Annotated in this window: 9 protein-coding genes and 1 pseudogene; 4 read left to right on the forward strand and 6 right to left on the reverse strand. The window is 62.5% G+C overall.

Annotated features, from left to right (window positions below; translation table 11 throughout):
* Positions 1-3 precede the first annotated feature (3 nt).
* Positions 4-1,539 carry a HAMP domain-containing sensor histidine kinase gene (locus tag BLJAPNOD_RS13020; protein ID WP_115421282.1) on the reverse strand — a complete coding sequence of 512 codons (1,536 nt, stop codon included), beginning with the start codon at positions 1,537-1,539 and terminating at the stop codon, positions 4-6.
* 225 nt (positions 1,540-1,764) lie between these two features.
* Between BLJAPNOD_RS13020 and BLJAPNOD_RS35950 the strand changes: the two genes are divergently transcribed.
* The 3 genes from BLJAPNOD_RS35950 to BLJAPNOD_RS13035 all read left to right on the forward strand — a co-directional run bounded on the left by BLJAPNOD_RS35950 (position 1,765) and on the right by BLJAPNOD_RS13035 (position 3,540).
* Positions 1,765-2,358 (forward strand): thermonuclease family protein, encoded by a 594-nt coding sequence (locus tag BLJAPNOD_RS35950; protein ID WP_115420114.1) that lies wholly within the window; start codon positions 1,765-1,767, stop codon positions 2,356-2,358.
* Positions 2,351-2,986: a uracil-DNA glycosylase family protein gene (locus tag BLJAPNOD_RS13030; protein WP_077503727.1), complete on the forward strand. Its 636-nt coding sequence runs from the start codon at positions 2,351-2,353 to the stop codon at positions 2,984-2,986. The genes BLJAPNOD_RS35950 and BLJAPNOD_RS13030 overlap by 8 nt, the downstream gene beginning before the upstream one ends.
* A 65-nt stretch (positions 2,987-3,051) precedes the next feature.
* Complete coding sequence (locus tag BLJAPNOD_RS13035) at positions 3,052-3,540, forward strand: Lrp/AsnC family transcriptional regulator (RefSeq protein WP_025427268.1); 489 nt, start codon at positions 3,052-3,054, stop codon at positions 3,538-3,540.
* Positions 3,541-3,632: 92 nt separating this feature from the next.
* Here BLJAPNOD_RS13035 and BLJAPNOD_RS13040 read toward each other — a convergent pair whose 3' ends face one another.
* Positions 3,633-4,622 carry a helix-turn-helix domain-containing protein gene (locus BLJAPNOD_RS13040; RefSeq protein ID WP_115420116.1) on the reverse strand — a complete coding sequence of 330 codons (990 nt, stop codon included), beginning with the start codon at positions 4,620-4,622 and terminating at the stop codon, positions 3,633-3,635.
* A gap of 85 nt (positions 4,623-4,707) precedes the next feature.
* Between BLJAPNOD_RS13040 and BLJAPNOD_RS13045 the strand changes: the two genes are divergently transcribed.
* The gene (locus tag BLJAPNOD_RS13045; RefSeq protein ID WP_115420117.1) at positions 4,708-5,865 is read left to right on the forward strand and encodes a DJ-1/PfpI family protein; all 1,158 of its coding nucleotides are present in this window, start codon (positions 4,708-4,710) and stop codon (positions 5,863-5,865) included.
* A gap of 24 nt (positions 5,866-5,889) precedes the next feature.
* Here the strand turns inward: BLJAPNOD_RS13045 and BLJAPNOD_RS13050 are convergent, their stop codons facing one another.
* The 4 genes and pseudogenes from BLJAPNOD_RS13050 to BLJAPNOD_RS13065 all read right to left on the reverse strand — a co-directional run bounded on the left by BLJAPNOD_RS13050 (position 5,890) and on the right by BLJAPNOD_RS13065 (position 9,215).
* Complete coding sequence (locus BLJAPNOD_RS13050; RefSeq protein WP_343215802.1) at positions 5,890-6,915, reverse strand: carbon-nitrogen hydrolase family protein; 1,026 nt, start codon at positions 6,913-6,915, stop codon at positions 5,890-5,892.
* A pseudogene (locus BLJAPNOD_RS13055) lies at positions 6,839-7,411 on the reverse strand (DNA alkylation repair protein); the annotation flags it as partial. The gene BLJAPNOD_RS13050 and the pseudogene BLJAPNOD_RS13055, both read right to left, overlap by 77 nt.
* The gene (locus tag BLJAPNOD_RS13060; RefSeq protein ID WP_115420120.1) at positions 7,408-8,277 is read right to left on the reverse strand and encodes an NAD(P)-dependent oxidoreductase; all 870 of its coding nucleotides are present in this window, start codon (positions 8,275-8,277) and stop codon (positions 7,408-7,410) included. The pseudogene BLJAPNOD_RS13055 and the gene BLJAPNOD_RS13060, both read right to left, overlap by 4 nt.
* A gap of 110 nt (positions 8,278-8,387) precedes the next feature.
* Positions 8,388-9,215 (reverse strand): class I SAM-dependent methyltransferase, encoded by an 828-nt coding sequence (locus BLJAPNOD_RS13065; RefSeq protein WP_115420121.1) that lies wholly within the window; start codon positions 9,213-9,215, stop codon positions 8,388-8,390.
* Between the last annotated feature and the right edge of the window lie 128 nt (positions 9,216-9,343).

The raw sequence follows: 9,343 nt of genomic DNA on the forward strand, positions 1-9,343 counted from the left end.
GGATCAGGCAAAGCTCTTGCGGCGGCGGGCAGGGGCGGGCACGTCTTCGACCGCCGGGAGGCTTTCGAGGACGCGGCGGGCCGGCAGGATGGCGATGGCTTCGGTGCCTTCGCGCAGCTTCGAGCGTAGGATGAACTCGCCGTTGTGCTTGGCAAGGATCGCCTGAACGATCGGCAGGCCGAGGCCGGTGCCCTGTTCGGCACTCTTGATGGCAATGGAGCCCTGGCCGAAGGCGGAGAGCACGATCGGGATCTCCTCTTCGGGAATGCCCGGTCCGTTGTCCTTGATCGAGAGATATTGACCGCCGCCGGCCGTCCAGCCGACTTTGACGGTGATCTCGCCGCCGGAGCTGGTGAACTTCACTGCATTCGACAGAAGGTTGAGGATCACCTGGCGCATGGCCTTTTCGTCGACCCAGACGGTGGGCATGCCCTGCTCGAACTGTGCGTTGATGCCGATCGTCTTGGCGCGGGCGCGAAGCTGGACCATGCCGATGCAATCGTCGGCGATATCGACGAGGCTGACGGCCTCTTCGTTGAGGTCATAGCGACCGGCCTCGATGCGCGAGAGGTCGAGGATCTCGTTGATCAGGTTCAAGAGGTGTTCGCCCGAGCGATGGATGTCGCTGGTGTATTCCTTGTAGGTCGGGTTGTTGAGCGGACCGAGAACCTCGGTCGACATCACCTCTGAGAACCCGAGGATGGCGTTGAGCGGTGTGCGCAGCTCGTGCGACATCGAGGCGAGGAACCGCGACTTGGCGAGGTTGGCTTCTTCAGCGCGCCGGCGGGCTTCATCCGACATGGATTTCGCCACTTCCAGCTCGGCGATCAAATCGTCCTTCTCCGATTGCATCGAAAGAATATGCACATTGGCGCGGTTCATGCGGTCGGTCATGAACACGAGGAAGAGCAGCGAGAGCGAAATCACGCCGGTCAGGCCAACATGCACCGGGTCGCCGGTGGTCAGCGACGAAAAGGCGAGGGCGGCCACGACAGGCAGGAAGGTGTAGAGCAGGGCGTTGCGCAGCAGGAAGGTGCCCATGGCGGTGGCGGCAAGCGCAATCAGCAATCCCGTACCTTCGAAGAAGCCGTAGCGAACGTCGCCGCAGGCCGCGCAGTCCTGCGTCACGAACGTTGCCCAGCACAGACCCATCAGCAACTGGCCGATCAGGAAGCGGCGACGCCACACCGGCACCTTGTCGGCTGCGATGTTCTCCTTGCGCGCCTTTCGCGCCAGAAAGACGGTGATGGCGTGCGCCGAGAGCGTCATGACGGCCCAGACGACGATGCTCAGATTGCCGGAGAGGTAAATGCCGACGGCAGTAATGAGCGCCACCAGCAGCGGCATGGCGATGGCGCCGTGCAAGGCGGAGCCGATATAGAGATTGAGCATCTCGCGTTCGAAGCCGGAAGGCGCTGATGAACCGGTTTGCAGCCGTTCGCGCGTCGCGCGTACCGTCTTCGAAACAGCCTTGTTTCGATGGCTTCGCGACTTGTCGACAATAATCTTATCTGTCGATGTGCTGACGGCGATACTCATGCTCATATATGCAAGGGTTACAGATGGTTGCAGTCTAGTGAGCAATCCTTAAGAAGTTGCTGCCTGACATGAAGGATTCGACAACCATTGTGGCGCGATCGTGATTTGCTCGATCAATGGGGCGTTGCAAGACCAACGGGGTGCCGCAAATTGAGATCGGGCAGAACCAGATATCGGTTCACGGGCGGCAGGAGGGGCGCTGAAGGTGGCGCTCCGGCCGGCCGCATGGGAACCATTGGCGGCTGGATCTTCTTTCTGCTGCTCTGTGTCGGCGCCTATTTCGCGTCGCAGCTGCCACCGCCGGAGCGGACCGTGACGGGCGAGCTCTCCGGAGTGGCGAGCGCAAGCGACGGCGATAGCCTGCGTCTTGAAGGCCGGCGCATACGCCTCGAAGGCATCGATGCTCCCGAGATTGGCCAGATCTGCAACCGCGATGGCGCGGAATGGGATTGCGGCGCCGACGCCCGCCAGCGGTTGCGCGCCATGGTGGCGGGGGGCACGACGGTTTGCCGCCTGCATGGGCGCGACAAATATGGCCGCGATCTCGGTATATGCGAAACAAATGGAAGAGACATCGGGCGGCAGATGGTGGTGACCGGCTATGCCGTCAGCTACGGCCGCTATCAGAAAGAGGAAGCTTCGGCGGAAAAGCAAAATGTCGGGCTTTGGGCCGGCGATTTCACCCGGCCGCAAGCCTGGCGTCGGGCCAACGGGCATGCGGACGAGACGCCGCATGTGGTCGATGGCTGGCTGGACGCGATCCGGCTTTGGCTGTTCGATCAGCTCACGGCGCTGTTTGCGAGCATCGGCGATGCATGAGGAGCCGGATGATCTCGGACCGCTTCGCGCCGCGATCGCTGCCTGTCGCGTCTGTCGCGACCAGCCGGCGCGCGGGCCGGAAGACCGCCTGCCGCATGAGCCGCGACCGGTGGCCGTCATTTCCAGATCGGCGCGGGTGCTGCTTGCCGGCCAGGCACCGGGCCTCAGGGTCCATGAAAGCGGACTGCCCTTCAATGACGCGTCCGGCGACCGGCTGCGGCAATGGCTCGCCGTCGACCGAGAGACGTTTTACAACAGAGACAAGCTGGCAATCGCGCCCATGGGCTTCTGCTTTCCCGGATACGACGCCCATGGCAGCGACCTGCCGCCGCGCCGCGAATGCGCACCCCTCTGGCGCTCGCGGGTGATGGAGGCCATGCCGCAGGTGGAACTGGTTCTGGCAATCGGCCACTACGCGCAGCGCTGGCATATCGGGCCGGATTGCCCAAAATCGATGACGGAGACCGTGTCAGGCTGGCGCCGTTACGCCCTGCGAAATGCCGTGCCTGCGATCCTGCCATTGCCGCATCCCAGCTGGCGCAATACCGGCTGGCTGAAGCGAAATCCCTGGTTCGAAGCGGACGTTCTGCCGTTTTTGCGCGAGCGGATCAGCCTGTTGATCTCCTGAAAAATTATTCTTTATCTTTGCCGATTTCGCGCTATAGAGAGAAAAATAATTCGAGAGGGACACTCATGGATCGTCTAGACCGCAAGATCCTGCGCCTGTTGCAGGAGGATTCCACGCTGGCTGTTGCCGACCTTGCAAAGAAGGTCGGCCTGTCGACCACGCCTTGCTGGCGGCGCATCCAGAAGATGGAAGAGGACGGCGTCATCCGCCGCCGCGTAGCGCTGCTCGATCCGGTCAAGATCAACACCAAGGTGACGGTGTTCGTCTCCATCCGCACCAATACGCACTCGATCGAATGGCTGCGCCGGTTCTCGGAAGTGGTCGGTGAATTCCCCGAAGTCGTCGAGTTCTACCGCATGAGCGGTGACGTCGATTACCTCCTGCGGGTCGTCGTCCCCGATATCGCTGCCTATGACGCCTTCTACAAGCGTCTGATCGCCAAGATCGAGATCCGCGACGTCTCCTCCGCTTTTGCCATGGAGCAGATCAAGTACACGACCGAGCTTCCGCTCGACTACATGATGATCGATCAGGCGAAATCCAGCGAGGATTGAGCTTGATATCCGGGCGGCGAAGAACGCCGCCCGCGCTGGCTGCCGTAGAATAACCGATCGGCCAGCCGCTCCCGGTTCGATGCGAGGACCGATCAGTCGGGTGTTTTCGACGCTGCGGATGCAAAGCGGTCGCGAAACGCCGACGGTGTCACGCCGAGGTGCCGCCGGAAGAGGCGGTGCAGCGTATCGACTGAACCCAAGCCGCTTCTGGCTGCAATCCGTTCGAGCGACCAGGCCGTGGTTTCGAGCAAGCGCTTGGCGTGATCGAGGCGCAATTCCAAAACAAACTGCAGGGGCGTGCGCCCAACCTCGCGGGTGAAGCGGCGCGCAAACGTGCGTTCGCTCATGGCTGCGCGCGACGCGAGCGCAGGCACGCTCAGATCGCCATCGGGGTGATCGGTCATCCAGGCCAGCAATTCGGAAAGCCGGTCGCTGGTCCTCGCCTGAGCGGCGAGTGTCGCGCTGAATTGTGCCTGACCGCCAGGTCTATGGAGGAAGAGCACGAGATCCTTGGCGATGCTGGCTGCAATCGGTTTGCCGAGATCATCGGCTACGAGGGCAAGCGCGAGATCGAGGCCGGCGGTGACGCCCGCGGAGGTGCAGACGGCACCGTCAATCACATAGATCGCGTCGGCATCCACCCGCGTTTGCGTGAAATATGTTTGCAGCAGTGCGGCAGACGCCCAATGGGTCGTCGCCCGACGACCGTTCAGAAGCCCGGCAGCCCCCAGGATGAAGGCTCCGGTGCAGATGCTGCCGATGCGTCGCGTCGATGGCGCCTTCTCGCTCAGCCAGGCTGCAACGCCGTCATCAAAGATGGCGCGGCGCAGCGAGGCCTCGTCGCCGCCAGCCACAAGAACGGTATCGAGCCGGCCTTCGATCTGCGAGAGCGGGGTGGCATTTCCCAGATGAAGGCCTGCCTGGGTGCGCAGCAAGCCGCCATCCGGCGAGGCAAGGACGACTTCGTAAGCGCCGGCTACGCGTTCATTCGCCCGGGCAAAAACGCCGGCCGGGCCGGTGATATCCAGCGCCTCGACCCCATCAAAGGCGACCAGGACGATACGGCGGGACGATTTGAGCATTTGGCAGAATCTTCGTCTTGAATGTCATTTGTGCCAACGGTGTATCAGCTATCCCTAGCCGACGAAATCACCTTGGAAAGAATGCATGAAGCGCCGAACTCTGATCCTCGCCGTCACCTTTGGTTCAGGCGCGCTTGCCGCTGGTTGCACCAACAGAAACCCGGACAGCACGCACCTGCCGAAAAAGGCGTCGCCAGACGAACGGCAACGGACGATCGCCGCCTTGCGCTCACCGAAACGCCAGCGGCCCGTGGTCGCCGTGCTCGGTGATAACAGGGGCTCCGAGACGACCGACCTTCTGGTCCTATACGCCGTGCTCAAACGATCGCTGCTCGCGGAAGTTACGCTCGTTGCACCGGAGGCGGGGCCAATTCAGTTGATGCCGGCACTTCGGGTCGAGCCGCAGGCGACCATAGAAGAGTTCGAGAAGGCCTACCCCAATGGCGCCGACTACGTCATCGTGCCGGCGTTCCATCATGACGAAGAGGAAGGGCCGATCCTCGATTGGATCATATCGCAGGCGGCGGGTGGAGCAACCATCGTCGGCATCTGTGCGGGAGCCAAAGTTTTAGGGCGGGCGGGTCTTCTCGACGGCCGGAAAGCGACATCACATTGGTATGACGTCAACGCGCTGCGCCGGGCTTATCCGACGATGAGCTGGGTTCGGGACCGGCGCTATGTGGTTGACCGCGGCGTCGTCACGACGACGGGCGTCACCGCGTCCCTTCCGGTGTCGCTTGCCCTTGTCGAGGCGATCGGTGGAAAACGACGTGCAGAGCAGCTGGCAGCAGAGCTGGGTGTCGACAGCTACGAGGTCGATCATTCGAGCGAAGCTTTCGGCCTTACCGCCAATTGGCTCGCACAGGCAGCGTCCAACAGCCTTGCCGTCTGGTCGCACGAAACGATCGGCCTGCCCGTGACGTCAGGCGTCGACGAGATCGCACTCGCCTTTGCCGCGGACGCCTGGTCCCGGACATATCGGTCGATGGCGGTAACGACGGTCAGTTTTCCTGTGGTCACGACCCGCGAAGGTCTGAGCCTGCTTGTCGATGTCGCGCCGGGCGATCCTTCCATCGATTTCATCCGTCCCGCATCGGCGACGGGGCGTCCGGCGCAGCGCCTGGATGACACTCTCGCCGAAATCGCAGCACGGTACGGCGACCGGACCGCAGCCTTTGTGGCGCTTCAGTTGGAATATGCCTGGCCGGCGGATTCCGGCAGCGCGCCGAGTGCGCTGCCATAAATTCACCTGCCGTACGGGTCCTTCTCAGAATGTATTGCGATCGTCGCTTCTTGGGTCGTTTTGCACCTGGTGCGGTGCGTAAAGATCAGCGCGCGCTGTTCGCCTCCACTGTCGCGCCGCAGGCTTCGGATTGATCTCGATGTCGGCGACAGCGATAGCGGCAATACCGTCAGAGCGGCATTGCGCCACCCAGTGACCGTCGGGCGCTGCTATTCCCGAGGGAATGACGACGCTTTGCGGCGCGTGGGAGGAGTAACTGACCCAGTATTTGTTGCTTGCGGCATGTCCCAGGGCCTCGGCCGCGAAAGCGGGCGCGGCAGAGGGTGTCTCGCCGGTTGTCGAGAACAGAACGCAATCGACATCCAGGGCTTCGTACTCGGTGAATATTTCGGGATAGTGCGTTTCCATGCCGAGCGCGCAGCCGAAGCGGATGCCGCAAACCTCAAATGTCACCGGGGTCTTGCCCGGCGCGTACATGAAGGAGATTTTCGTGTTTGACAGCATGCGCTCATCGTAGCGCGTCACCAGTTCCCCGCGATCGGAGACGACATAGAGGCAATTGTGCGGGCGATGCGGCGCGCTCAGTTGATGGACCGAGCCGAACACCGTCCACAGCTTGAGTTCTCGCGCAAGCCGGCTGATTGCTTCCAGTTCTTCGCTCAGAACCGTCCATTCGAACCGGGTCCAATCGGAAAGCCCGATGTCCCGGGGGCCGGTTGCAGACATGATGCGCTTGTTCGGTGAACACGTTGCTCCCTCCGGGAAATGGACAAGCCGGGCGCCGGCGCCGTGGGCCTCATGCATCAAGCGGCGCATTTCCGTTCCGCTGGCGTGAAGCCCGGAAATATCGCGTGGATCATTGAAAAGCGACGTTTGCGCGACGGCCAACCGTAGGGATTTGGCCGCGGGATCGTCAGGGGTCGTGTGTCGAATATGCCTTAGAGCCGATGTGTAGGACTCGCCGGTTTTGGCAGCCGTGGCACGCGGCACTGCGCTTGCCGATCTGGCGCAGCGCCCAGTTGACCGCCTTCTTGACGAAGTTGCGCTCATCCCCCGCATGGCGCTCGATCAGTGGCAGCCAGGCGAGAAGGTTTTCGTCCGGTTCCTTCTTCAGATGCACGGCGGCAGTGGCGATCATCGCAAAGGCGATACGCCGAACGAATTCACGGTCGTCGGCTGCAAACTCCGGGATCAGCACCTGTTCGAACCGCGCGCTCACGAAGAGATCGGCGACAGTGTCGACGACCTCCCAGGAATTGCAGTCCTCCGCCCAGCGCCTTGCCTCACCGAGCGTCAAGGCCTTCGGGTCGGCGGTAAAGGCGGCGAGGATGCGCGCCTCGCGAATGCCGGACTGCCAGAGTTCGAGCGCGCGGGCATGATCGACCTTCACCAGCCGTGCGATCCGGTGGAGTTCGACATTCGAAAGCCCTAGCGCGGTCTCGGTGACGATGCCGAACCGCGCCATGCCGGCAAGGTTTTCCGGCGAACGCTGCGCGCGCAGGTGAGCGATGATGTCACTGGCGCTTGAGGGCAGCGAGAGGTTCATTTTTCCAGTCGGGCGAGCAGGGAGGACGTATCCCAGCGGTTTCCACCCATTTCCTGGACGTCGCCATAGAACTGATCGACGAGGGCGGTCACCGGCAGTTTGGCGCCGTTGCGACGGGCTTCCGTCAAGACGATGTCGAGATCCTTGCGCATCCAGGCGACGGCAAAGCCGAAATCGTACTTGCCCGCATTCATCGTCTTGTGGCGGTTCTCCATCTGCCAGGAGCCGGCAGCCCCCTTGGAGATGACGTCGACGACCTTCTCGACGTCGAGACCCGCCTTCTTGCCGAAATGAATGCCTTCGGCGAGGCCCTGGACGAGGCCGGCAATGCAGATCTGATTGATCATCTTGGTGATCTGGCCAGAGCCTGCCGGGCCCATCAGCCCGACCATGCGGGCGAAGGCTTCAATCACCGGCTTGGCGCGCTCGAAGGCGGGCTCATCGCCACCACACATCACCGTCAAGACACCGTTTTCGGCACCGGCCTGGCCGCCGGAAACGGGCGCATCGACGAAATGGGCGCCGCGAGCCTTGGCTGCTTCGTAAAGTTCGCGGGCGACCTCGGCCGAGGCGGTGGTATTGTCGATGAAGATGCTGTCGGCCTTCAGCGTTTCGAAGGCGCCGTCCTTGCCGGTCGTGACCGAGCGCAGGTCGTCATCGTTGCCGACGCAGGCGAAGACGAAGTCGGCGCCATCGGCGGCTTCCGCCGGCGTCCTGACGGCACGGCCACCGAACTCGGCAGCCCATTTTTCGGCCTTGGCGAAGGTGCGGTTATAGACCGTCAGCTCGTGTCCGCCACGAACCTTGAGGTGGCCTGCCATGGGATAACCCATGACGCCGAGACCGATGAATGCGACCTTTGCCATTTCCAGAACACTCCCAATTGCTTTGGGTGAGGTGTAGCCGATGGCGCCGGTGCGGGAAAGGGGCGACGGAGCGGGTGGCTCCCGTTCCGTCGCGGATCTTGTGGTGTTGCTTACGGCTTGAAGCGCGCGATTACGAGGTGGCCGGCGATCGGCTCGCCTTCTTCCATGCGTACGGTAATGTCGCCGACCTCGATCACTTCGAAGCCGGTCGCCGTCAGCCGTTCGCGCAGATAGGTTTCCGCATGGGCAAAGCGCTGGTGCGGGCCGACCATGAACGGGCGGCCGGCAAAGGTTTCGGCCGACAGCGTTTCGCTCGAGAAGACGAACAGGCCGCCGGGCAGGAGATTGTCGACGGCGCCGAAGAACAGCGCTTCGAGCGCGCCCATATAGGGCAGCACGTCGGTCGCGACGATCAGATCGAAGGGCTCGTCGTCATTGTCGTCGAGAAAGTCCACCGCCTCAGCCACGTAGAGGGTCTCGTAGAGATCCTTCTCATGGGCGATCTCGACCATGTTTTCCGAAAGGTCGATGCCGGTGATGTCTTCAGCCATGTCGCGCAGCGCGCCGCCGGTCAGGCCCGTGCCGCAGCCAAGGTCGAGAACGCGGTTGAACGGGCCGAGCTCGAGCGCCTGCAGGCGCTGGCGCACCAGCAACGGCACGCAGTAACCGAGTTGCTCGACCAGCACATTGTCGAAGACGTCGGCATGCTGGTCGAAGAGGGTGGCGACATAGGCGTCCGGCGCCTTTACCGGCGTCTCGCCGCGTCCCATCGATGCAAGGCGAACCGATGCGCCGCCGTGATCCTCGGGATCGAGTGCCAGCACTTCGGCATAGGCATCGGCTGCGGCATCGAAGTTGCCGGATTTTTCCAGGGAGAGGGCGCGGTTGTAGGCTTCCGCCAGCGCTTCCTCGTCGATTTTCGTGGTGTTCTGGGTCATGGGCGCTTCTTACGTCCGAAGGCTGCTTTTGGCAATGCGCCACGGCTGCGGCCCACCGAGATCAATGCGTCGTCAGAGCGACGAAAAACGAAAAAAAGCGCCAAGCGGCGAGCGTGGGATTTATCCGG

The sequence above is a fragment of the Ensifer sp. M14 genome, assembly GCF_003355565.1.
Classification (GTDB): domain Bacteria; phylum Pseudomonadota; class Alphaproteobacteria; order Rhizobiales; family Rhizobiaceae; genus Ensifer.